This is a genomic window from Escherichia sp. E4702 (assembly GCF_963883545.1).
Classification (GTDB): domain Bacteria; phylum Pseudomonadota; class Gammaproteobacteria; order Enterobacterales; family Enterobacteriaceae; genus Escherichia.
Genome location: NZ_CAWORF010000021.1, coordinates 350,776 through 375,690, shown reverse-complemented (window position 1 = coordinate 375,690; position 24,915 = coordinate 350,776). Strand labels below are relative to the sequence as shown.

Here is a 24,915-nt window from a genome sequence, read left to right as displayed (position 1 = left end):
CCACCTCTTAAAAAATTGCCCACATAGTGTAGTGCGGAGCGCATGTTAGGTAAACAGAGTGTTAATGAGTAAATATTACATAAGAGAGTGATTTTTACGTCAGGTATGAGCTTCTCTCATATTCTTGCCATTAATATATCATGCATTAAATATAACAAATGAAAAGCTCAAATGATTTTATCCTGCAACTAATGACATTATTTTCGGATTTATTGATGGGCGTGTAACTTTTTATCAAAGGATGGTGTTATTTTATCGCAATAAATAGAAACGTTGGAGGCACTGGTTATGCTGTTTCAACTTAAATGTTTACTTATTACCTGGGCCGTTATGGCAGCGTATTTATTCATGAGGTGGATGTTTGGTGGTTGAATATATCAAGGAGGAATGTATGTGGTCTGGTAAAGTTATTTTATTATCATTGGGTTTATCTCTGGCTTCTTTTTGTTATGCTTCAACAGATATTGATCAACTGTATGAACGTATTGTCAATAAAGATCAGACGGCGTTAAAAGAACTGCAAAAATTAGCTGATACCAATAACACGCAGGCGCTAGTGCTACTGGGATTTGTTTATGAACACGGAGTGACAGTATCTGTTGACATCCCAAAGGCGATTCAGTGGTATGAGAAAGCCTGTAACCAGGGGGGCGAATACGGTTGTTATAATGCACGTTATTTCTTTCAATATGGTAAAGGCATAACCCTGGATGTGACACGAGCACAGATGTATGCCAGTAAGTCGAAAACTGACGATCTTAATATTCCGCCTGATTTGATGAATAAAATAATTAATCAGGCCTATGAATTGAAATCCGGGGCCGAGACAGACAAAACGAAACGGGCGAGTTTAATTGAATTTGTCAGTCGTTATGTCGGACAGGCACCCGAGAATGATTTGCTTTTTTGGGGGCGAATTGGTTTCAGTAAACCGGAAATTCTGCGTCTGGCGACTCTATGGGCGCAGGAAGGCGACCCCGAAATGGATTATATTGTCGGAAATCTTTATCTCGATGATTTTTCACCTTCTGATGATAGACGTTCTTTAGACACCATAAAGAAAGCACTGCAATGGTTTCGCACTGCGGCAGAAAAAGGTTATCCGATGGCGCAGTATACCATGGGCGATGCCTACGAAAATGGCAGTGCTGGTTTAACAATTGATGCTGTCGAAGCCAAAAAATGGTACGAATTAGCTGCAAATAAGAATGACGAAAAAGCATTAGTGGCCCTGGGGAATATTTACTATTCTGGGTTGACCGGTGAGGTTGATTATTCTAAAGCGAGCGTGCTTTTTGACAAGGCTGAACAGCAAGGGGCAAAAAAAGCCGCGTTGTGGTTAAGTTGGATGTATTACAACGGATTAGGTGAAACGCTTGATTGTAATAAGGCATGGGATTATTACGAAAAAGGTGCGGGGAAATATTCAATGAAATTTAATAAGGATGAATATTTAACCCGTTGTAATCAAGATCAGAAAACCCGAGAAACACAGGGTGATATTTTACCTTATCTCACGTTAAAACATTACGGGACCTATGGCTTTAACGCAAATGAAAAACCAAAAATATGCGATGTCAGTATTGAAATTAATGCAGATAAAATTAGTGGTATAACTAATTTGCAGTTGACGCTTGAGCTAAAGGGGAGTGAGGGAATGAGTAAAGAATATACCCTTTCTGTCCCTCCTTTTAGTTTGAATACGCTCGGTGTGGATATGTATAATAATTCCAGTTATATAAGAAAAAGCTATATAGACATCCCAATGTATAATCGTAATTTATGCGATTTTCATGATTTGACTTATTCTGTTAAAGCTGCGACGGCGATACTGAATGGAAAACAACGTGATTTATTAAAAGAAGAGCATATTCAGGTGCAAGATAAATAAGGGATATTTTATGTTGCCTAAAAGAATATTATTTTCTTTAATGCTGATAGTTTCACCAGGCGTGGTGGCAAGTGAGAAAGCGCATGAATTGTATGACAGCATATACGATGGTAAACCTGCGCCCGATGTTATAAGTACACTGCATAAAATGGCTGAATCGGGGGATGTCGACGCGCAGAGCCTGTTAGGCTGGGAATATTATCAGCCCCGCTATGATACGAAACCCAACGTGCAGGAAGCGATTAAATGGTTCGAGTTAGCCGCCAGGCAAGGTCATGGAGATGCTTTGCTGGCACTGGGAGATATTTACTATTCCGGTACACTTATACGGGTGGATTACGCCAAAGCGTATACGTTATTTAATCAGGCCGCGCAGCACGGTATAAATTTAGCATGGTCCAGATTGGGTATGATGTACGCCAATGGTCAGTATGTTGAGGTAGATTGTAAGAAAGCGAAGGAATATCTTGATAAGGGTGTCCACATTTATGGTGGCCCGCAGAACTTTCTTGCCGCCTGTCGAAAAGACATGATTGACAGAAAAACGGTTGACGATACATTACCAGTGATCACGATTACCCATTCTGGAATGCGGGATAATTTTTTAGATGAGAGCTTTTCCTGTATGGATAGCCTCTTTGCAGAAACCAATAAATTAGGCGAAGTGGCCAATCTTCGTGTTACGTACAACATTAAGAGTCCGTCTGGTAAAGAAATTATCCAAACGGTTGGTTTCGAGCCTTTCGGCTTAAACCGGCTGAATATTAACTTTACTGATTACATAATCGGTTCGTTTAGCAGCAATTCATTGCTCCTTCTTTATAGATCCGATTTTGAGTCGAAAATGTGTTCACAGGTGAAGACTCGCATTATTGCCGCAACGGCAACGATAAAGGGTAAAGAAGTGGATCTGCTAAAAGTGGGGGCAATAAAAAACCCGCCAGAGTAAGCGGGTTTTTTGATGACGATAAGATTTACCAAACAGACGCCAGCAGCGTATGCGAGTCCGGCACCATAAAATCAATGGACATCATTACCGAGAGGGCAGTGATGGCGATGATAGAGAAGCCGAACAGCTTGCGCGCCCAGATTCTGTCATCAGCAACTTTATAACCGCGCAGGGCCATACCTAACCACCAGACGCTCACCGCCGCGGCGACCACCAGATATTTATATCCAGCGTAACCGCCAAGAGAGAGCATCAGCGTGGCAACGGCAAAGGCGATGATATACAGCGTGATGTGATTCTTCGCCACCGAAATGCCTTTTACCACCGGCAGTACCGGAATGTTTGCCGCCTGATAATCCTTAAAGCGGAAAATGGCGATGGCATAGGAGTGAGGCATCTGCCACAGGCTGAAGATAGCCAGCAGAATCGCTGCGCCGCTATCGAACTCGCCGGTTACTGCACAGTAGCCGATCACCGGCGGCGCTGCGCCGGAGAGCGAACCAATCAATGTGCCGTAGACCGAGTGGCGTTTCATGTACAGGCTATAAACGCCGACATAAACCACAAAGCCCATCACCCCCAGCCAGCAGGCCAGCGGATTCGCGCCAAACCACAGCAGCATAAAGCCAGCAATACCCAGCAAGGTGGCGTACACCAGCGAGACAGCAGGAGAGATCAGGCCTTTAACCAGCACCCGATTCTTCGTCCTTTCCATCTTTCTGTCGATATCCCTGTCGATGTAGTTGTTAAACACACAACCCGACGCCACAACCAGTGACACCCCAACCAGCGTGTAGATAAACAGGGGATAATCAATGCTGCCCTTTGAGGCCAGCAGGAATCCCCCAATCACCGAGATCAGGTTGCCAAAGATGATGCCTGGTTTCGTTACTTGCAGGTATTGCTTAAACATCATAACCGCCGCTCTTAGTGCATCATCATGTTGTAGTTGAGGTTCCACATAATCCAGATGGAGCCTACAACCAGGATAGCGATGATTAGCACGGTGAAGACAAACGCCGTCATGTTCCAGCCTTCATCTGATTTGGTATTCATGTGCAGGAAGCACACCAGATGCACCAGAACCTGTACCACAGCCATTACCAGGATTGTTCCCAGAATTACGGCCGGAGAGGCAGAACCTGTCATTACCATCCAGAACGGGATCACCGTCAGGATTACCGACAGGATAAAGCCTGTCATGTAGGTTTTTACGCTGCCATGGGATGCGCCGCTATGTTCGTTAGAATGACTCATTACATCGCCCCCATCAGATAAACAACAGTGAACACACAGATCCAAACCACATCCAGGAAGTGCCAGAACAGGCTCAGGCACATGATGCGGGTACGGTTAGTGCTGGTCAGGCCGCGACGAGCGATTTGTACCATCAGCACCGCCATCCAGATAAGACCGGAAGTGACGTGCAGACCGTGCGTGCCGACCAGCGCAAAGAACGCTGACAGGAAGCCGCTGCGATCCGGACCCATGCCGTTAACAATCAGGTGATGGAATTCATAGATTTCCATCCCGATAAATCCGGCACCAAACAACCAGGTCAACGCCAGCCAGGAGATAACCTGGCTTTTGTTGTTTTTGTACATGGCGATAGCCGCCATGCCGTAGGTGATGGAGCTGAACAACAGCAAGAAAGTTTCAACCAGAACGAACGGCAGTTCGAAAATGTCCTTACCTGTCGGGCCGCCTGCGGTGCCGTTCACCAGAACGGCATAGGTAGCAAACAAGATAGAGAACAGAATGCAGTCGCTCATCAGGTAGATCCAAAATCCGAAGATTTTGGTTCCGCCTGCATCGTGGTGCCCGTGTTCGTGCGCGTGGGCAGTCGCGTGCGTCAAAGTATCAGTTGCCATTTTTCAGCCCTGCCTTAGTAATCTCATCGAAATGCTGGTTTTCCAGTTTTTCGATTTCTGCCACCGGCACGTAGTAATCCACGTCCTCGTCGAAGCTTTTCACAATCCAGGTGATGATCATGCCTGCGAAGCCAACAATCGCCAGCCACCAGATATGCCAGATCATGGCGAAACCGAAGATGGTGGAGAAAGCCGCAATGACGATACCGGCGCCGCTGTTTTTCGGCATATGAATTTCTTCATAGTGGTCAGGCTTTTTGTACGCTTCGCCTTTCTCTTTCATTTCCCAGAATGCATCACGCTCGTGAACGTGCGGCACAATGGCAAAGTTATAGAACGGAGGCGGGGAAGAGGTTGCCCACTCCAGCGTACGGCCACCCCACGGGTCGCCAGTCAGGTCACGGTTCTGGTCGCGGTCGCGAATGGAAACGTACATCTGAATAACGAGGCAGAGGATACCCAGCGCAATCAGTACCGCACCGCTGGCTGCAATCATCAGCATGGTGTGGAACTGCGGGTCAATCTGCTGGCTCAAGCGACGAGTCATACCCATGAAGCCCAGCGCATACAGCGGCATAAAGGCAACGAAGAAGCCGATGATCCAGAACCAGAACGCGCGTTTACCCCAGGTTTCGTTCAGTTTGAAACCGAACGCTTTAGGCCACCAGTAGGTCATCCCTGCGAAGCAGCCGAAGACCACGCCGCCGATGATAACGTTATGGAAGTGCGCAATCAGGAACAGGCTGTTATGCAGAACGAAGTCCGCGCCCGGTACTGCCAGCAGCACACCAGTCATACCGCCCACCGAGAAGGTGACGATAAAGCCGATGGTCCACAGCATCGCAGAATGGAACACGATGCGGCCCTGATACATGGTGAACAGCCAGTTGAAGATCTTCACCCCGGTCGGGATGGCGATAATCATGGTGGTGATACCAAAGAAGGCGTTTACGTTCGCGCCCGCACCCATCGTAAAGAAGTGGTGCAGCCAGACGATGAACGACAGCACGGTGATACAGACGGTTGCCCATACCAGCGAGGTATAACCAAACAGGCGTTTACGCGAGAAGGTTGCCGCAATTTCGGAGAACACACCGAAAACAGGCAGGATCAGGATGTAAACTTCCGGGTGGCCCCAAGCCCAAATCAGGTTGATGTACATCATCATGTTGCCACCCATATCGTTGGTAAAGAAATGGGTGCCCAGATAGCGATCCAGGGTCAACAACGCGACGGTAACCGTCAGAATTGGGAAGGAAGCAATAATCAGAATGTTTGCGCACAGTGATGCCCAGGTAAATACTGGCATCTTAAACATGGTCATGCCCGGTGCACGCATCTTCAGAATGGTAACGAAGAAGTTGATACCGGTTAGCGTCGTACCTATACCGGATAGCTGGAGACTCCATATCCAGTAATCGACACCGACTCCTGGACTGTACTCTATTCCCGATAACGGTGGATAGGCCAGCCAGCCGGTCTGCGCAAATTCGCCCACACCGAGAGAAACGTTAACCAGAATCACACCAACAACGGTAAACCAGAAGCTTAAGTTGTTGAGGAACGGGAACGCAACGTCACGCGCGCCGATCTGCAGCGGAACCACCAGGTTCATCAGACCGATAACGAAAGGCATCGCCACGAAGAAGATCATAATCACGCCGTGCGCGGTGAAGATCTGATCGTAGTGGTGAGGCGGAAGGAAGCCCGCTTCGCCCGCCGAGGCAAGGGCCTGCTGGCTACGCATCATAATGGCGTCAGCAAAACCACGCAGCAACATCACAATCGCCACGATGATATACATGATACCGAGGCGTTTATGGTCGACGGAGGTCAGCCACTCTTTCCACAGGTAGGTCCACTTACCGAAGTAAGTGATCAGGCCAACGAGCGCCAGACCTCCCAAAATAATGCCAGCGATCGTAACCATGACGATAGGTTCATGGTACGGGACTGCATCAAGTGATAATTTTCCGAACATCTTTATTCTTCCTCAACCCCTTTAATGGGCGGATTCCGCGTGGCTCATGTCCATGCCTTCCATACCTTCGTGTGCGCTGTGCTCACCTTCTGGCTGGGTCATGTCCATGCTCTTACCGTGAGCCATAAACTTATTAATCACATCGGCAAACAAGTCTGGTTTCACGTTGGAGAAATATTCCACCTGGTTGTATTCGCTAGGCGCGGCCAGTTTTTCGAACGCTGCCATGTCAGACATGCTGTTCGGCGACTGTTTCGCTTTTGCGACCCACTGGTCGAATTCGGCGCGATCCGGCGTTGCGATAGCTTTGAACTTCATGCCTGAGAAGCCCGGACCGCTGTAGCTGGCGGAGATACCGTCATAAGTACCGGGTTCGTTGGCGATCAGATGCAGGCGAGTCTGCATACCGGCCATGGCATAAATCTGGCTACCCAGACGCGGAATGAAGAAGGAGTTCATCACGGAGTTGGAGGTCACTTTGAAGTACACCGGAGTGTTCGCCGGGAAAGCGATTTCATTCACGGTAGCAATTCCCTGTTCCGGGTAGATGAAGAACCATTTCCAGTCCATGGAAACCACTTCGATGGTAATGGGCTTCTCGTCGTGTGCCAGCGGCTTGCTAGGCTCAAGTGCGTGAGTGGTTTTCCAGGTCAGTACCGCAAGGAAGATGATGATTAAGATAGGTACCGTCCAGACCACAGCTTCCACTTTATTGGAGTGTGACCAGTTCGGGCTGTACTTAGCATCTTTATTGCTCGCACGGTACTTCCAGGCGAAACCAACAGCCATCAAGATTGCGGGAATAACGACAATCAACATCAGGCCAAATGCCGTCAGTATCAGTGAACGTTGCTCCAGACCAATCTGTCCTTTGGGATCTAACAGCGCAGAATTACAACCACTGAGCAATACAGTGCCTGCAAATAATGACAACCATCCCAAACTTTTATTGTATTTCCTGAGTCTCATTTAACGACCTCAATTCCACGGGATCTGGTGGCGTTTAAAGTGTGTGGGCATTTTACGGGAGGGTTACATTACTGTAAACATGATTAAATTCCTGTTACTTGGATTTGGCTGTCAGGTCACATATGTTGCAAAACATATCAAGCTGGTTTTAAGAAGCTGTTGCAAAAGGGCGTTATAACGAAAGGGGCTCGCGGAAGGGGGGTAGCAGGGCAATTGGTATAACCAATCTCAAAACAAAACAATTATTTAACAAATAATTATCATTGAGGTGACAATTTAGGTAAGGGGAAATAAAGTGTCATTAGCTGAATCGTGTAAGAAAAATAGAATTTATAAATGGCGTCAATAATTTTAGAAATCTAAGCCGCACAAAAGAACAAATATTATTAAGCGATGCTGATGTTTATTTAGCCGTAATAATTACGCCTGGTGATTACTACAGCTAAATAATATTCACAGATTACGTCAGATGTGTTTTTCGTAGCGCCAGATAATCCAGCAAACCACCAAACACGACTCCGCCCAGGGCGACTAAAACGCCGACTTCCAGCAGAGCTGGCAGGAAAGAGAAGTGGGTCAAATCCAGCGCGTCCATCGTCAATAGCAGTAACCACACGGCTAACAGACTGACGCCCGTTGCCAGCGTCGACATGGCAAAGGCATAACCTGCCGGATACCCGGTACGAGGGATAAAGTCGTTATTGACCCATGTGTACTCCAGCGTGCGGCGGCAAACCAGCAGCAAAATAAGTCCAGGTACGGCGGCGGCAACAGAGAACAGATAGAACGTCGGCCAGCCGTGAGCTTCAACAAACCAACCTGCTACTGGTCCTACATAAACCCGTCCTACAGCAGAAAGCGCCGAGAGCAGGGCGAACTGGGTAGCGGAAAATGACTTATTACACAGGGTCATTAATAGCGCCACAAATGCTGATGTTCCCATCCCGCCACACAGATTTTCGAAAAAGACAGCCGCGCCCATGCTGTAGAGATGCTTATCAGTCACGGAAAGTAGCCAGTAACCGGCGTTGGACGCACCTTGTAAAAGGCCGAAAATCATGAGCGCACGGAACAATGACAGGCGCTGCATTAAAATTCCGCCGAACAATGCGCCGACGATGGTCGCCAGTAGACCGAGCGTTTTGTTAACTACACCCACTTCGCCGGCATCAAATCCGACGCCGCGAATCAAAAACGTGGTTGTCAGGCTCATGGCGAAAGCATCGCCCAGTTTGTACAGTACGATTAAAAGCAGAATCAGCCATGCGTTATTGCGGCCAAAGAAATCACGCAATGGTGCTACAACGGCCCGTTCCAGCGTTTTGGGTACAGGAATGGTGTCGGTTGGTTCTGGTGCAAGCAGTGTCGCGATAATACAGGGGATCAGCAGCGCCGCCATCAACCAGTACATGCCTTGCCAGCCCAACCATTTATCCGCCAGCCATAAAGCCAGGCCGCCGGATACCAGCATCCCCAGGCGATACCCCAGCACGCTGATTGCTGCACCTGCGCCGCGTTCTTCCGCTGGAAGCACATCCGTTTTCCAGGCATCAAAGACGATATCCTGGGAGGCGGAGCAAAAAGCGATCACCACCGCCAGAGCTGCCATCCAGCGTAATTGGGTGCCAGGTTCGAGAAAACCCATCGCCGCAATGGACAGTAACAATAGAGTTTGTGTAGCGAGCAGCCAACCGCGCCGACGTCCGAGGAACGGTGGGGTGTAGCGGTCCATCAGCGGGGACCAGAGAAATTTAAATACATAAGCCTGGCCTACCAGAGAGAAGAAACCGATGGTTTTAAGATCGATATTCTCAACGGTCATCCACGCCTGTAACGTGCCGGATGTCAGGGCAAGCGGTAGCCCGGATGCAAAACCCAGGATCAGCAAAATGGCTGAACGCGGCTGTTGGAAAATACGTAAATATTGACTGGACATGGGCGTCTACAGGCCCGGCTTGCACCGGGCCAGAGGGCAGAAATTAACGCGCGTTCTGCTTGATGAATTCGTGAATGCTGGTGTCCTGAGACATGTCAGCAATGGTGTCGGTCAGCACACTGTTAACCGCATCGGCGATATTTTTGTTGGAAGCCTGAAAAGCGCCTTCAACGTTGTAGCTGGCACGATAGTTTTTGGTCATCTTGTTGCCATTCTGCGCGGTGGCGATGATGGCGATATCTGCTTTAGTGGCGATGTTGTAACGCACGTTACCCTGGGACACGTCAGCATACAGTTGGCTAACGATGATTTGCAGATTAACCGGACCATTTGGGCCGACCATGTAACCACGTGCGGTCATTTGTTTTTCCAGCACTTCTTGCAGCAGGAAACGCAAATCGCGAGAGGCGGTCAGGGTGACAATCTGATTATCGCGGGTCACTTTCGCCAGCGCCTGATCGGTACGTTGATCGGCACCATTAATGCTAACGGTGACGCCCATCAGGCTTGGATCCTGCTGCGGCAGCGTCATCGTTGGGGAAACGTCAATCGTCGTTGGTGGTGTTGCGCATCCTGCAAGCATAAACAGAGCAACTAATGGGAAGAGGATTTTTTGAACATGTTCTGGCTCTCAGAGACTGGTAAGCGTGTTTGGTAAAAATTCTCGCCATCATAACATTGCCAACGACGAGGGGAAGTGGGTAAGGCATGTAAATTCATCGTGTTGACGAAATAATCACCGTGAGTAAAAGAATCACTCGTGCGCAGCCTGTGAATTAATCTTTAAATCAGTAAACTTCATACGGTTGACTGAAAAACTGGGACGAAAGCTAAATATTTGTTGCTAAGCTGTAATGGTAACGGTAAAAGCGGCTAGTATTTAAAGGGATGGGTGACATCTCAGCGTTGTCGGAGGAGATATTTCATGATGATACGTGAGCGGATAGAAGAAAAATTAAGGGCGTCGTTCCAACCCGTATTCCTCGAAGTTGTGGATGAAAGCTATCGTCACAATGTCCCAGCCGGCTCTGAAAGCCATTTTAAAGTTGTGCTGGTCAGCGATCGTTTTACGGGTGAACGTTTTCTGAATCGTCATCGAATGATTTACAGTACTTTAGCGGAGGAACTCTCTACTACCGTTCATGCGCTGGCTCTGCATACTTACACTATTAAGGAATGGGAAGGGTTGCAGGATACCATTTTTGCCTCTCCTCCCTGTCGTGGAGCAGGAAGCATCGCGTAAAAACGCATTTGCAACCGTCAGCGCTTTTCCAGTATGTTGCTAAAGATTTTATGAAAAACGGCCTGCGGGCCGTTTTGTTTTGTCTGGATTTTGTGCTTTTTGCCCAGCATTCAGACGAAAATTCCCCGGGGATTGTGAAAAAATACGCGGTAGCGCGCAATAACCGTTCTCGACTCATAAAAGTGATGCCGCTATAATGCCGCGTCCTATTTGAATGCTTTCGGGATGATTCTGGTAACAGGGAATGTGATTGATTATAAGAACATCCCGGTACCGCGAAGCCAACAACCTGTGCTTGCGGGGTAAGAGTTGACCGAGCACTGTGATTTTTTGAGGTAACAAGATGCAAGTTTCAGTTGAAACCACTCAAGGCCTTGGCCGCCGTGTAACGATTACTATCGCTGCTGACAGCATCGAAACCGCTGTTAAAAGCGAGCTGGTCAACGTTGCGAAAAAAGTACGTATTGACGGCTTCCGTAAAGGCAAAGTGCCAATGAATATCGTTGCTCAGCGTTATGGCGCGTCTGTACGCCAGGACGTTCTGGGCGACCTGATGAGCCGTAACTTCATTGACGCCATCATTAAAGAAAAAATCAATCCGGCTGGCGCACCGACCTATGTTCCGGGCGAATACAAGCTGGGTGAAGACTTCACCTACTCTGTAGAGTTTGAAGTGTATCCGGAAGTTGAACTGCAGGGTCTGGAAGCGATCGAAGTTGAAAAACCGATCGTGGAAGTGACCGACGCTGACGTTGACGGCATGCTGGATACTCTGCGTAAACAGCAGGCTACCTGGAAAGAAAAAGACGGCGCTGTTGAAGCAGAAGACCGCGTAACCATCGACTTCACCGGTTCAGTTGACGGCGAAGAGTTCGAAGGCGGTAAAGCGTCTGATTTCGTACTGGCGATGGGCCAGGGTCGCATGATCCCGGGCTTTGAAGACGGTATCAAAGGCCACAAAGCTGGCGAAGAGTTCATCATCGATGTGACCTTCCCGGAAGAATACCACGCAGAAAACCTGAAGGGTAAAGCAGCGAAATTCGCTATCAACCTGAAGAAAGTTGAAGAGCGTGAACTGCCGGAACTGACTGCAGAATTCATCAAACGTTTCGGCGTTGAAGATGGTTCTGTAGAAGGTCTGCGCGCTGAAGTGCGTAAAAACATGGAGCGCGAGCTGAAGAGCGCCATCCGTAACCGCGTTAAGTCTCAGGCGATCGAAGGTCTGGTAAAAGCTAACGACATCGACGTACCGGCTGCGCTGATCGACAGCGAAATCGACGTTCTGCGTCGTCAGGCTGCACAGCGTTTCGGTGGCAACGAGAAACAAGCGCTGGAACTGCCGCGTGAACTGTTCGAAGAACAGGCTAAACGCCGCGTAGTTGTTGGCCTGCTGCTGGGCGAAGTTATCCGCACCAACGAGCTGAAAGCTGACGAAGAGCGTGTGAAAGGCTTGATCGAAGAGATGGCTTCTGCGTACGAAGATCCGAAAGAAGTTATCGAGTTCTACAGCAAAAACAAAGAACTGATGGACAACATGCGCAATGTTGCTCTGGAAGAACAGGCTGTAGAAGCTGTACTGGCGAAAGCGAAAGTGACTGAAAAAGAAACCACTTTCAACGAGCTGATGAACCAGCAGGCGTAATTTACGCAGCATAACGCGCTAAATTCGCACAAAGGCCCGTCACCGCCAGGTGGTGGGCTTTTTTTTGTCATGAATTTTGCATGGAACCGTGCGAAAACGCTCTTTCGGTGTTAGCGTAACAACAAAAGATTGTTATGCTTGAAATATGGTGATGCCGTACCCATAACACAGGGACTAGCTGATAATCCGTCCATAAGGTTACAATCGGTACAGCAGGTTTTTTCAATTTTATCCAGGAGACGGAAATGTCATACAGCGGCGAACGAGATAACTTTGCACCCCATATGGCGCTGGTGCCGATGGTCATTGAACAGACCTCACGCGGTGAGCGCTCTTTTGATATCTATTCTCGTCTACTTAAGGAACGCGTCATTTTTCTGACTGGCCAGGTTGAAGACCACATGGCTAACCTGATTGTGGCGCAGATGCTGTTCCTGGAAGCGGAAAACCCAGAAAAAGATATCTATCTGTACATTAACTCCCCAGGCGGAGTGATCACTGCCGGGATGTCTATCTATGACACCATGCAGTTTATCAAGCCTGATGTCAGCACCATCTGTATGGGCCAGGCGGCCTCGATGGGCGCATTCCTGCTGACCGCAGGGGCAAAAGGTAAACGTTTCTGCCTGCCGAACTCGCGCGTGATGATTCACCAGCCGCTGGGCGGCTACCAGGGCCAGGCGACCGATATCGAAATTCATGCCCGTGAGATTCTGAAAGTTAAAGGGCGCATGAATGAACTTATGGCGCTCCATACGGGTCAATCATTAGAACAGATTGAACGAGATACCGAGCGCGATCGCTTCCTTTCCGCCCCTGAAGCGGTGGAATACGGTCTGGTCGATTCGATTCTGACCCATCGTAATTGATGCCAGAGGCGCAACTGTGCCGCTATACTTATCCAGGGCGGCACAACGCTATAAGCGACTTGCGCCTGAGAATGGCATTTGCGTCGTCGTGTGCGGCACAAAGAACAAAGAAGAGGTTTTGACCCATGACAGATAAACGCAAAGATGGCTCAGGCAAACTGTTGTACTGCTCTTTTTGCGGCAAAAGCCAGCATGAAGTGCGCAAGCTGATTGCCGGACCATCCGTGTATATCTGCGACGAATGTGTTGATTTATGTAACGACATCATTCGCGAAGAGATTAAAGAAGTTGCACCGCATCGTGAACGCAGTGCGCTACCGACGCCGCATGAAATTCGCAACCATCTGGACGATTACGTAATCGGTCAGGAACAGGCGAAAAAAGTGCTGGCGGTCGCGGTATACAACCACTACAAACGTCTGCGCAATGGCGATACCAGCAATGGCGTCGAGTTGGGCAAAAGTAACATTCTGCTGATCGGTCCGACCGGTTCCGGTAAAACGCTGCTGGCTGAAACGCTGGCACGCCTGCTGGATGTTCCGTTCACTATGGCCGATGCGACTACACTGACCGAAGCCGGTTATGTGGGCGAAGACGTTGAAAACATCATTCAGAAGCTGTTGCAGAAGTGCGACTACGACGTACAGAAAGCGCAGCGCGGTATTGTCTACATCGATGAAATTGACAAGATTTCACGTAAGTCTGACAACCCGTCTATTACCCGTGACGTTTCCGGTGAAGGCGTACAGCAGGCACTGTTGAAACTGATCGAAGGTACAGTTGCTGCCGTTCCACCGCAGGGCGGGCGTAAGCATCCGCAGCAGGAGTTCTTGCAGGTAGATACCTCTAAGATCCTGTTTATCTGTGGTGGTGCGTTTGCTGGTCTGGATAAAGTGATTTCCCATCGTGTAGAAACCGGCTCCGGCATTGGTTTTGGCGCGACGGTAAAAGCGAAGTCCGACAAAGCAAGTGAAGGCGAACTGCTGGCGCAGGTAGAACCGGAAGATCTGATCAAATTTGGTCTGATCCCTGAGTTCATCGGTCGTCTGCCAGTTGTAGCAACGCTGAATGAACTGAGCGAAGAAGCCCTGATTCAGATCCTTAAAGAGCCGAAAAACGCCCTGACCAAGCAATATCAGGCGTTGTTTAATCTTGAGGGCGTTGATCTGGAGTTCCGTGACGAGGCGCTGGATGCTATCGCTAAGAAAGCGATGGCGCGTAAAACCGGTGCACGTGGTCTGCGCTCCATCGTAGAAGCCGCACTGCTCGATACCATGTACGATCTGCCGTCCATGGAAGATGTCGAAAAAGTGGTTATCGACGAATCGGTAATTGATGGCCAGAGCAAACCGCTGCTGATTTATGGTAAGCCGGAAGCGCAACAGGCATCTGGTGAATAATTAACCATTCGCATACAGCCAGTTAACCAAAAAGGGGGGATTTTATCTCCCCTTTCATTTTTCCTCTATTCTCGACGTTGAATGTGGGGGAAACATCCCCATATACTGACGTACATGTTAATAGATGGCGTGAAGCACAGTCGTGTCATCTGATTACCTGGCGGAAATTAAACTAAGAGAGAGCTCTATGAATCCTGAGCGTTCTGAACGCATTGAAATCCCCGTATTGCCGCTGCGCGATGTGGTGGTTTATCCGCACATGGTCATCCCCTTATTTGTCGGGCGGGAAAAATCTATCCGTTGTCTGGAAGCGGCGATGGACCATGATAAAAAAATTATGCTGGTCGCGCAGAAAGAAGCTTCAACGGATGAGCCGGGTGTAAACGATCTTTTCACCGTCGGGACCGTGGCCTCTATATTGCAGATGCTGAAGCTGCCTGACGGCACCGTCAAAGTGCTGGTCGAGGGGTTACAGCGCGCGCGTATTTCTGCGCTCTCTGACAATGGCGAACACTTTTCTGCGAAGGCGGAGTATCTGGAATCGCCGACCATTGAGGAGCGGGAACAGGAAGTGCTGGTGCGTACTGCAATCAGCCAGTTCGAAGGCTACATCAAGCTGAATAAGAAAATCCCACCAGAAGTGCTGACGTCGCTTAACAGCATCGACGATCCTGCGCGTCTGGCAGATACCATTGCCGCGCATATGCCGCTGAAACTGGCTGACAAACAGTCTGTTCTTGAGATGTCCGACGTTAACGAGCGTCTGGAATATCTGATGGCGATGATGGAATCGGAAATCGATCTGCTGCAGGTTGAGAAACGTATTCGTAACCGCGTGAAAAAGCAGATGGAGAAATCCCAGCGTGAGTACTATCTGAACGAGCAGATGAAAGCCATTCAGAAAGAACTCGGCGAAATGGACGACGCGCCGGACGAAAACGAAGCCCTGAAGCGCAAAATCGACGCGGCGAAAATGCCGAAAGAGGCAAAAGAAAAAGCGGAAGCAGAACTGCAGAAGCTGAAAATGATGTCTCCGATGTCGGCAGAAGCAACCGTGGTGCGTGGTTATATCGACTGGATGGTACAGGTGCCGTGGAATGCGCGTAGCAAGGTCAAAAAAGACCTGCGTCAGGCGCAAGAAATCCTCGATACCGATCATTATGGTCTGGAGCGCGTGAAAGATCGTATCCTTGAGTACCTCGCGGTTCAAAGCCGTGTAAACAAAATCAAGGGGCCGATCCTCTGCCTGGTAGGGCCGCCGGGGGTAGGTAAAACGTCCCTGGGTCAGTCCATAGCCAAAGCCACAGGACGTAAATATGTCCGTATGGCACTGGGCGGCGTGCGTGATGAAGCGGAAATCCGTGGTCACCGCCGTACTTACATCGGTTCTATGCCGGGTAAATTGATCCAGAAAATGGCGAAAGTGGGCGTGAAAAACCCGCTGTTCCTGCTCGATGAGATCGACAAAATGTCTTCTGACATGCGTGGCGATCCGGCTTCTGCACTGCTTGAAGTGTTGGATCCAGAGCAGAACGTGGCGTTCAGCGACCATTACCTGGAAGTGGATTACGACCTGAGTGACGTGATGTTTGTCGCGACGTCGAACTCCATGAACATTCCGGCACCGCTGCTGGATCGTATGGAAGTGATTCGCCTCTCCGGTTATACCGAAGATGAAAAACTGAACATCGCCAAACGTCACTTGCTGCCGAAGCAGATTGAACGTAATGCGCTGAAAAAAGGTGAGCTGACCGTCGACGATAGCGCCATTATCGGCATTATTCGTTACTACACCCGTGAGGCAGGCGTGCGTGGTCTGGAGCGTGAAATCTCCAAACTGTGCCGTAAAGCGGTTAAGCAGTTACTTCTCGATAAGTCATTAAAACATATCGAAATTAACGGCGATAACCTGCATGACTACCTCGGCGTACAACGTTTCGACTATGGTCGCGCGGATAACGAAAACCGCGTCGGTCAGGTAACGGGTCTGGCGTGGACAGAAGTCGGCGGCGACTTACTGACCATCGAAACTGCGTGTGTACCAGGCAAAGGTAAACTCACTTATACCGGTTCTCTGGGCGAAGTGATGCAAGAGTCCATTCAGGCGGCGTTAACGGTGGTTCGTGCGCGTGCGGAAAAACTGGGGATCAATCCAGATTTTTACGAAAAACGCGACATCCATGTGCACGTACCGGAAGGTGCGACGCCGAAAGATGGTCCGAGCGCTGGTATTGCCATGTGCACTGCGCTGGTTTCTTGCCTGACCGGTAACCCGGTTCGCGCCGATGTGGCGATGACGGGCGAGATAACCTTGCGTGGCCAAGTGTTACCAATCGGCGGTTTGAAAGAAAAACTGCTGGCGGCGCATCGTGGTGGAATTAAAACTGTGTTAATTCCGTACGAAAATAAACGCGATCTGGAAGAGATTCCAGACAATGTTATTGCCGATCTGGACATTCATCCGGTGAAACGTATTGAGGAAGTTCTGACTCTCGCGTTGCAAAATGAGCCGTCTGGCATGCAGGTTGTAACCGCAAAATAGTGACCTCGCGCAAAATGCACTAATAAAAAAAGGGCTGGCAGGTAAATTCGGACTTGCCAGCCTTTTTTTGTCTCGTTAAGTTAGAGGGCGGATTAGGCTTGCCCTTATTAAGGGGTGTTGTAAGGGGATGGCTGGCCTGATATAACTGCTGCGCGTTCGCACCTTGAAGGATTCAAGTGCGAGATAAATTATAAAGAGGAAGAGAAGAGTGAATAAATCTCAATTGATTGACAAGATTGCTGCAGGGGCTGATATCTCTAAAGCTGCGGCTGGCCGTGCGTTAGATGCTATTATTGCTTCCGTAACTGAATCCCTGAAAGAAGGGGATGATGTAGCACTGGTAGGTTTTGGTACTTTTGCCGTTAAAGAGCGTGCTGCCCGTACTGGTCGCAACCCGCAGACCGGTAAAGAGATCACCATCGCTGCAGCTAAAGTACCGAGCTTCCGTGCAGGTAAAGCACTGAAAGACGCGGTAAACTAAGTGTTGTCCCCATTGGGGATGTGACGAAGTTCAAGGGCGCATCTACTGATGTGCCTTTTTTATTTGTATTCCGTGACTTTCTGCGCATTGTGGGCTGACAATTGCCCCCGTTTCTTGTCACAATAGGCCTTTGCGCGCAGCGATAAGTTGCGTGAGGTATACAGTCATCTACAGCGGAGTGTTGTTACACCATGATGGACAGCTTACGCACGGCTGCAAACAGTCTCGTGCTCAAGATTATTTTCGGTATCATTATCGTGTCGTTCATATTGACCGGCGTGAGTGGTTACCTGATTGGCGGAGGCAATAACTACGCCGCAAAAGTGAATGACCAGGAAATCAGCCGTGGGCAGTTCGAGAACGCCTTCAACAGCGAGCGTAATCGCATGCAGCAACAGCTGGGCGATCAATACTCCGAGTTGGCGGCGAACGAAGGCTATATGAAAACCCTGCGTCAACAGGTGCTGAATCGTCTTATTGACGAGGCTCTACTGGATCAGTACGCTCGCGAACTGAAACTGGGTATCAGCGATGAGCAGGTCAAGCAAGCGATTTTCGCGACCCCGGCTTTCCAGGTGGACGGCAAGTTCGATAACAGCCGCTACAACGATATCCTCAACCGAATGGGAATGAGTGCCGATCAGTACGCGCAGGCGCTGCGTAACCAGCTCACCACCCAACAGCTGATTAATGGCGTTGCCGGCACCGACTTTATGCTGAAAGGTGAAACTGACGAACTGGCCGCGCTGGTCGCTCAACAACGTGTAGTGCGTGAAGCGACTATCGACGTTAATGCGCTGGCGGCTAAGCAAGCTGTGACCGAAGCAGAAATCGCCAGCTACTACGAGCAAAACAAAAACAATTTCATGACTCCGGAACAGTTCCGCGTGAGCTACATCAAGCTGGATGCTGCCACGATGCAGCAATCGGTTAGCGATGCGGATATCCAGAGCTACTACGATCAGCATCAGGATCAATTCACCCAGCCACAGCGCACGCGCTACAGCATCATCCAGACCAAAACTGAAGATGAAGCGAAAGCCGTACTTGATGCGCTGAACAAAGGCGGTGATTTTGCCGCGTTAGCAAAAGAAAAATCTGCTGATATTATCTCTGCCCGTAACGGCGGTGATATGGGTTGGTTAGAAGACGCCACCACACCGGACGAACTGAAAAATGCCGGTCTGAAAGAAAAAGGTCAGCTTTCTGGCGTGATCAAATCCTCGGTAGGTTTCCTGATCGTCCGTCTGGATGACATTCAGCCAGCAAAAGTGAAGTCGTTAGACGAAGTTCGTGACGAAATCGCAGCGAAAGTGAAACACGAAAAAGCGCTGGATGCATACTACGCGTTGCAACAGAAAATAAGCGATGCAGCAAGCAACGACACTGAATCTCTGGCAGGTGCAGAGCAGGCAGCGGGCGTTAAAGCTACTCAGACTGGCTGGTTCAGCAAAGATAAGCTACCGGAAGAGTTAAACTTCAAACCGGTGGCGGACGCTATCTTTAACGGCGGTCTGATTGGTGAAAACGGCGCACCGGGCATCAACTCTGACATCATCACCGTAGACGGCGATCGTGCATTCGTTCTGCGTATCAGTGAGCATAAACCGGAAGCGGTTAAACCGCTGGCAGATGTTCAGGAACAGGTTAAAGCAATGGTTCAGCACAACAAAGCTGAACAGCAAGCGAAAATCGATGCTGAAAAACTGCTGGTTGATCTGAAAGCGGGCAAGGGTGCGGAAGCTATGCAGGCTGCCGGTGTGAAATTTGGTGAGCCGAAAACCTTAAGCCGTTCTGGTCGTGACCCGATTAGCCTGGCGGCATTTGCACTGCCTCTGCCAGCGAAAGACAAACCGAGCTACGGTATGGCGACCGATATGCAGGGCAATGTCGTTCTGCTGGCGCTGGACGAAGTGAAACAAGGTTCAATGCCGGAAGAGCAGAAAAAAGCGATGGTGCAGGGCATTACCCAAAACAACGCACAAATCGTCTTTGAAGCTCTGATGAGTAACCTGCGTAAAGAGGCGAAAATCAAAATTGGCGATGCGCTGGAACAGCAATAATCCTGAAGCCGCCTCGCAAAAAAATGCTTTGTAGCTGTAACAAGAAAAAGGTCGCTTTCGCGGCCTTTTCCATTTCTGAACATTGCCATTTGTTTACTGTTTTCACTGCCGTTAAGGTGATTCCACTGTTAACAAACAAGGAGAAAACAGTATGAAACACGGAATCAAAGCACTGCTCATTACCCTGTCCCTGGCCTGTGCCGGAATGTCTCATGGCGCGCTGGCGGCAGCTCCTGCAGCGAAACCGGCGGCGGTCGAAACCAAAGCGGAAGCCCCTGCGGCACAAAGCAAAGCGGCAGTACCGGCGAAAGCCAGTGATGAAGAAGGCACCAGAGTCAGCATTAATAATGCCAGCGCGGAAGAGCTAGCCCGCGCGATGAATGGCGTTGGCCTGAAGAAAGCGCAGGCGATTGTCAGTTATCGCGAAGAGTATGGCCCATTTAAAACGGTGGAGGATCTAAAGCAGGTGCCGGGGATGGGTAATTCGCTGGTGGAACGTAATCTGGCGGTATTAACCCTGTAATTAATTTGCATAGTGGCAATTTTTTGCCAGACTGAAGAGGTCATACCAGTTATGGCCTCTGTACTTATAACAACAACGTAAGGTTATTGCGCTATGCAAACACAAATCAAAGTTCGTGGATATCATCTCGACGTCTACCAGCACGTAAACAACGCCCGCTACCTTGAGTTTCTCGAAGAAGCCCGCTGGGATGGATTGGAAAACAGCGACAGTTTTCAATGGATGACCGCCCATAACATCGCTTTCGTGGTGGTGAATATCAATATCAACTATCGCCGCCCGGCGGTATTAAGTGACTTGTTAACCATTACGAGCCAGTTACAGCAATTAAACGGTAAAAGCGGCATCTTAAGCCAGGTCATCACTCTGGAGCCGGAAGGGCAGGTGGTGGCAGATGCGCTTATCACGTTTGTTTGTATCGATCTTAAAACGCAGAAGGCTTTAGCTCTGGAAGGGGAGCTGCGCGAAAAGCTGGAGCAGATGGTTAAGTAAACGTTTTGTTGTGCCGGATGCGGCTTGAGCATCCGGCAACACCCGGAATAATTACTTCAACCCGGTCTTCTGCTTCATCGCCGCCATCACAACTGGTTTATCGGCCAGATAATGATTCAACCCATTACTACGCAGATTACATGCAGCACAATGACCGCAACCATCGCCTTTGATGCCGTTATAGCAGGTCAGTGTTTCGTTACGCACTAAATCCAGCTTGCCGTAATAATCCGCCAGCGCCCAGGTTTCCGCTTTATCAATCCACATCAGCGGCGTTTCAAAACGAATATCTTTCGCCATGCCCAAACTGACGGCATGGTTTAGTGCTTTCACAAACTCATCGCGGCAATCCGGGTAGCCGGAGAAATCTGTTTCGCAGACGCCGGTGATCACCGCTTCGGCTTTCACCTGATATGCGTAAATCGCCGCGAGCGTCAGGAACAAAATATTACGCCCTGGAACAAACGTATTCGGGATGCCATCGGCTTCAGGTTCATAATCTGGCACGGGAATGCTGTCACGCGTCAGACTGCTGACTGCCAGCTCGTTAAGCAGGGTGACATCCAGCACCTTATGCGCGCGTGCGCCCAGTTTCAGCGCCAGATCGCGCGCGACGTCGATCTCTGCGCGATGGCGCTGACCGTAATCAAACGTCACGCAATGGACTTCATCATATTGTTGCAATGCCTGCACCAGACAGGTTGTAGAGTCCTGGCCCCCACTGAATACAACGACAGCACGTTTCATAAATCATCCTGCTAAATCGATAAAACGTTATGGTAACGCCTGCGGTTAACCCGGGCCAGCTCTTCATTGCGACGGTGCGGGTAGCCAGGCCTCGGTAAATTCAAACCAGCCGCGCGGTGTCAGTCGCACACCGTTCACGCCTGGCGGCGCACTAATGCGATAGTGATAGTTGAACAGTGGTGTCAGCGTTGCGTCAGCCATTAACTGGCTAAACACTGTTTTCAGGGCATTAAATCGGCTTTCTTCGTCAGGCATTATTTGCACGGCATCCAGTGTCGATTGTAGATGTGCGTATGTACTGGCAGTAAAAACATGTGGCCACAGCGGATCGCAGCGCAGCCACTGTTCAAGGGTATATTCCGGCGCTTCGCCAATTAATCTGTCGCCCATCATGAGGTCTGCTTGCGCCAGTGGCGTGGCTCCATCCCAGTTTTTCGCGTTATGAAAAATAATCTTTAGCTCGCAACCTTCTGCTGCCAGCGTCGTTCGTAACTGTTCTGCCATCACATGAAGTTCCACCGGCAGGTGATAAACCAGCGTCAGCGTTTCAGGTAGTTTGACTTCCTCCGGTACCTTCCATTGTGGAATAGTCCAGCCTGGCAGCAATGCATGACTGGCGGTGATCAGATTTTCTCCGACTTCTAACGTTTGTAGTAAACCGGATTGATGAATAATGGTGATCACTTTTCGTGCCTGCCAGAGGGTCAGTCGGGGGCTTTTGCGCAACGTTAAATAGCAAAAACCTAAACTGATGCCGCTACTGACCTGACTGACCCGTGGCAATTCCTCTGGTTTGCCGATGGTGATTTGGACGGGATGCCGACAACTCGTACCCAAATCTTTTTCAAAAAGCGGCGGGGTTATCCAGTACTCAACCGCTTTTAGTAGCGGATGACGTAAATGGTAATAATCATGGCTTTCGAGGCGCACCAGTTCCGGTGTGAATTGTGTTAAGCGGAAAGGTCCGGTTCCTACCAGTGGTAATTGCGGATGCGCCAGATGGCAGCAATAGCTCGCCAGTCGGTGTGCCAGCCAGTAATCGGGGCGATTTAAAAAGAAGGTCAGACACTGCGGGTGGGTGACTTCAATACGCTGCACGCTAATAAATAACTGCCTCAGGGCAGGCAACTGTAGCAGCATCAGCAAGCGTTGATGTAGCTGTGTTGCTTTTACTGCATCACCGTTATGCCAGTGTAGGGTTGAGCGAAGATAAAAATCCCAGCGTAACCCGTCAGCAGACGTTTCCCAGTGATGCGCTAAATCGCCAATTGGGCGTTGGGAGTTATTGTCGAAACGGCTCAGGCCGGAAAAAATTTGCCCGGCGAGATGCTGTTCGGCACGTCCGGCTAAAAAACCCGGTTGCAGTGGTTCGAGCGGGCGATAATAAGGAATACGCAATGTCGGGGTATCGTTTTGCCATTGCCCGCCCATAAACGGTTGTAACAGGGTACGCAGTTCGCCAGGCGCCAGCTGCGCGAGTTCCAGCACATCCTGTTGTTTTCCACTTTCCAGCGCCTGTTCCATCATCGTATTGCGCAAGGATTCCGGCGTCACCAGAAAGCGCAGTTGCCCGCGTTTTCCGCGCCCGGATTGCGCCTGCCACTCCAGCCATCCCGCCTCCTGCGCCTGACGTAACAATGTGCGTACATGGCGTTCGCTGCAAAAGCAACGTTCTGCCAGTTCGCTGACGGTAACGGATTGTGGTGTTCCGGCGGAAGGTTGCCACAAACGTTGATACTGGTTAAGACGATTAAGCAGTCGCATATAAACCCGGAACAATATTTTTTATCTATTCACTATTACTTCCGTATATATCAAGTGATACTCAATCACCATTAATCGTGTCACAGAGTGGAGAAAGAAATGGCTCGTCTGGCAGCATTTGATATGGACGGCACTTTATTGATGCCTGACCATCATTTAGGTGAGAAAACTCTCTCTACTCTGGCGCGCCTGCGTGAACGCGATATTACCCTTACATTTGCTACGGGGCGTCATGCGTTGGAGATGCAGCATATTCTCGGGGCGCTATCGCTGGATGCGTATTTAATTACCGGCAACGGCACGCGTGTGCACTCTCTGGAAGGCGAACTTTTACATCGTGATGATTTACCTGCGGATGTGGCGGAGCTGGTGCTGTATCAGCAATGGGATACCCGAGCCAGCATGCATATCTTCAATGACGATGGTTGGTTTACCGGGAAAGAGATCCCTGCGCTGTTGCAGGCATTTGTCTATAGCGGTTTTCGTTATCAGATAATCGATGTCAAAAAAATGCCACTCGGCAGTGTCACCAAGATCTGTTTCTGTGGCGATCACGACGATCTTGCACGCTTGCAGATCCAACTACACGAAGCTTTAGGTGAGCATGCACATTTGTGTTTTTCCGCGACTGATTGCCTGGAAGTGCTGCCGGTGGGCTGCAATAAAGGCGCTGCGTTGACGGTGCTGACCCAACATTTAGGTTTTTCGCTGCGTGACTGTATGGCCTTTGGTGACGCGATGAATGATCGCGAAATGTTAGGCAGCGTCGGTAAGGGCTTCATTATGGGTAATGCGATGCCGCAATTGCGTGCGGAACTCCCTCATTTACCGGTGATTGGACACTGCCGTAATCAGGCTGTCTCTCACTTTTTGACGCACTGGCTGGATAATCCACATCTACCTTATTCCCCCGAATAACGAGATTCCTTCCAGCACCGGGCAACTGCCCGGTTTTTTTTGCCCCGAATTTGTCATTTTGTGCATTCTCTGTGAAATCGCACGGAATAAATTGTCGCTATTTGGCCTTTAAAATAGAATCAAAAGAGAAAATAATTCTCTGTGGATTGGCTATGTTAGATAAAATTGACCGTAAGCTGCTGGCCTTATTACAGCAGGATTGCACCCTTTCTTTGCAGGCACTGGCAGAAGCCGTTAATCTGACAACCACGCCTTGCTGGAAGCGTCTGAAACGGTTGGAAGATGACGGTATTCTTATCGGCAAAGTCGCGTTGCTGGATCCGGAAAAAATTGGCCTGGGTCTGACGGCTTTTGTGCTGATTAAAACGCAACATCACAGCAGTGAATGGTATTGTCGCTTTGTTACGGTCGTCACGGAAATGCCGGAAGTTCTCGGTTTCTGGCGCATGGCCGGTGAATACGATTATCTGATGCGGGTCCAGGTTGCTGATATGAAGCGCTACGATGAGTTTTATAAGCGTCTGGTTAACAGTGTGCCGGGGCTTTCGGACGTCACTTCCAGCTTCGCGATGGAACAGATTAAGTACACTACCTCGTTACCTATCGAATAATTATCCAGGATCAGGTCAGGACA

22 protein-coding genes are annotated in these 24,915 nt (G+C 49.5%); 13 read left to right on the top strand and 9 right to left on the bottom strand.

What is annotated here, in order from left to right; translation table 11 throughout:
- The first annotated feature begins 391 nt into the window (after positions 1–391).
- A complete protein-coding gene (locus tag AACU94_RS15140; protein WP_135489690.1) occupies positions 392–1,891 on the top strand; it encodes an SEL1-like repeat protein in 1,500 nt (499 codons plus the stop codon).
- Between the two features lie 10 nt (positions 1,892–1,901).
- Complete coding sequence (locus AACU94_RS15135) at positions 1,902–2,840, top strand: tetratricopeptide repeat protein (RefSeq protein ID WP_135489689.1); 939 nt, start codon at positions 1,902–1,904, stop codon at positions 2,838–2,840.
- A gap of 25 nt (positions 2,841–2,865) precedes the next feature.
- On the opposite strand, the gene cyoE is transcribed toward AACU94_RS15135, so the two are convergent.
- The 7 genes from cyoE to AACU94_RS15100 form a co-directional block, all read right to left on the bottom strand.
- On the bottom strand, positions 2,866–3,756 hold the full coding sequence (gene cyoE, locus AACU94_RS15130; protein ID WP_130223227.1) for a heme o synthase: 891 nt from the start codon (positions 3,754–3,756) through the stop codon (positions 2,866–2,868).
- Between the two features lie 11 nt (positions 3,757–3,767).
- Positions 3,768–4,097, bottom strand: a complete 330-nt coding sequence (locus AACU94_RS15125) for a cytochrome o ubiquinol oxidase subunit IV (RefSeq protein WP_130237752.1) — start codon at positions 4,095–4,097, stop codon at positions 3,768–3,770.
- Positions 4,097–4,711: a cytochrome o ubiquinol oxidase subunit III gene (locus AACU94_RS15120; RefSeq protein ID WP_000179819.1), complete on the bottom strand. Its 615-nt coding sequence runs from the start codon at positions 4,709–4,711 to the stop codon at positions 4,097–4,099. The genes AACU94_RS15125 and AACU94_RS15120 overlap by 1 nt, the downstream gene beginning before the upstream one ends.
- The gene (gene cyoB, locus AACU94_RS15115) at positions 4,701–6,692 is read right to left on the bottom strand and encodes a cytochrome o ubiquinol oxidase subunit I (protein ID WP_130215449.1); all 1,992 of its coding nucleotides are present in this window, start codon (positions 6,690–6,692) and stop codon (positions 4,701–4,703) included. Before cyoB ends, AACU94_RS15120 begins: the two co-directional genes overlap by 11 nt.
- 21 nt (positions 6,693–6,713) lie before the next feature.
- Positions 6,714–7,661 carry a cytochrome o ubiquinol oxidase subunit II gene (gene cyoA / locus AACU94_RS15110; RefSeq protein WP_001239440.1) on the bottom strand — a complete coding sequence of 316 codons (948 nt, stop codon included), beginning with the start codon at positions 7,659–7,661 and terminating at the stop codon, positions 6,714–6,716.
- Between the two features lie 460 nt (positions 7,662–8,121).
- Positions 8,122–9,597 carry a muropeptide MFS transporter AmpG gene (gene ampG / locus AACU94_RS15105; protein WP_135489688.1) on the bottom strand — a complete coding sequence of 492 codons (1,476 nt, stop codon included), beginning with the start codon at positions 9,595–9,597 and terminating at the stop codon, positions 8,122–8,124.
- A gap of 43 nt (positions 9,598–9,640) precedes the next feature.
- On the bottom strand, positions 9,641–10,207 hold the full coding sequence (locus AACU94_RS15100) for a lipoprotein (RefSeq protein WP_240726487.1): 567 nt from the start codon (positions 10,205–10,207) through the stop codon (positions 9,641–9,643).
- A 315-nt stretch (positions 10,208–10,522) separates the two neighbouring features.
- On the opposite strand from AACU94_RS15100, the gene bolA reads away from it, so the two are divergent.
- The 9 genes from bolA to fadM all read left to right on the top strand — a co-directional run bounded on the left by bolA (position 10,523) and on the right by fadM (position 20,852).
- Positions 10,523–10,840 carry a transcriptional regulator BolA gene (gene bolA / locus AACU94_RS15095; protein WP_130215453.1) on the top strand — a complete coding sequence of 106 codons (318 nt, stop codon included), beginning with the start codon at positions 10,523–10,525 and terminating at the stop codon, positions 10,838–10,840.
- A 343-nt stretch (positions 10,841–11,183) separates the two neighbouring features.
- A complete protein-coding gene (gene tig, locus AACU94_RS15090) occupies positions 11,184–12,482 on the top strand; it encodes a trigger factor (protein WP_135489687.1) in 1,299 nt (432 codons plus the stop codon).
- A 245-nt stretch (positions 12,483–12,727) separates the two neighbouring features.
- A complete protein-coding gene (gene clpP / locus AACU94_RS15085) occupies positions 12,728–13,351 on the top strand; it encodes an ATP-dependent Clp endopeptidase proteolytic subunit ClpP (RefSeq protein WP_000122253.1) in 624 nt (207 codons plus the stop codon).
- A 125-nt stretch (positions 13,352–13,476) separates the two neighbouring features.
- Entirely contained in the window at positions 13,477–14,751 is a 1,275-nt protein-coding gene (gene clpX / locus AACU94_RS15080; RefSeq protein ID WP_000130305.1) for an ATP-dependent protease ATP-binding subunit ClpX, read from the top strand.
- A 187-nt stretch (positions 14,752–14,938) separates the two neighbouring features.
- Positions 14,939–17,293, top strand: a complete 2,355-nt coding sequence (gene lon / locus AACU94_RS15075; RefSeq protein WP_064527151.1) for an endopeptidase La — start codon at positions 14,939–14,941, stop codon at positions 17,291–17,293.
- 190 nt (positions 17,294–17,483) lie between these two features.
- Positions 17,484–17,774, top strand: a complete 291-nt coding sequence (gene hupB / locus AACU94_RS15070) for a nucleoid-associated protein HU-beta (RefSeq protein WP_254892905.1) — start codon at positions 17,484–17,486, stop codon at positions 17,772–17,774.
- 191 nt (positions 17,775–17,965) lie between these two features.
- The gene (ppiD, locus tag AACU94_RS15065) at positions 17,966–19,837 is read left to right on the top strand and encodes a peptidylprolyl isomerase (protein ID WP_135489686.1); all 1,872 of its coding nucleotides are present in this window, start codon (positions 17,966–17,968) and stop codon (positions 19,835–19,837) included.
- A gap of 151 nt (positions 19,838–19,988) precedes the next feature.
- Positions 19,989–20,360: a helix-hairpin-helix domain-containing protein gene (locus AACU94_RS15060; RefSeq protein WP_135489685.1), complete on the top strand. Its 372-nt coding sequence runs from the start codon at positions 19,989–19,991 to the stop codon at positions 20,358–20,360.
- 93 nt (positions 20,361–20,453) lie between these two features.
- The gene (fadM, locus tag AACU94_RS15055; protein ID WP_001194534.1) at positions 20,454–20,852 is read left to right on the top strand and encodes a long-chain acyl-CoA thioesterase FadM; all 399 of its coding nucleotides are present in this window, start codon (positions 20,454–20,456) and stop codon (positions 20,850–20,852) included.
- Positions 20,853–20,903: 51 nt separating this feature from the next.
- On the opposite strand, the gene queC is transcribed toward fadM, so the two are convergent.
- Positions 20,904–21,599, bottom strand: a complete 696-nt coding sequence (gene queC, locus AACU94_RS15050) for a 7-cyano-7-deazaguanine synthase QueC (RefSeq protein ID WP_130258545.1) — start codon at positions 21,597–21,599, stop codon at positions 20,904–20,906.
- A gap of 63 nt (positions 21,600–21,662) precedes the next feature.
- Complete coding sequence (locus tag AACU94_RS15045) at positions 21,663–23,363, bottom strand: SgrR family transcriptional regulator (RefSeq protein WP_135489684.1); 1,701 nt, start codon at positions 23,361–23,363, stop codon at positions 21,663–21,665.
- Between the two features lie 99 nt (positions 23,364–23,462).
- On the opposite strand from AACU94_RS15045, the gene cof reads away from it, so the two are divergent.
- Both cof and decR read left to right on the top strand, forming a co-directional pair.
- Positions 23,463–24,281, top strand: coding sequence for an HMP-PP phosphatase (gene cof / locus AACU94_RS15040; RefSeq protein WP_130258547.1), 819 nt, complete (start codon positions 23,463–23,465; stop codon positions 24,279–24,281).
- Positions 24,282–24,433: 152 nt separating this feature from the next.
- Complete coding sequence (gene decR / locus AACU94_RS15035; protein WP_000884589.1) at positions 24,434–24,892, top strand: DNA-binding transcriptional regulator DecR; 459 nt, start codon at positions 24,434–24,436, stop codon at positions 24,890–24,892.
- Positions 24,893–24,915: the final 23 nt, after the last annotated feature.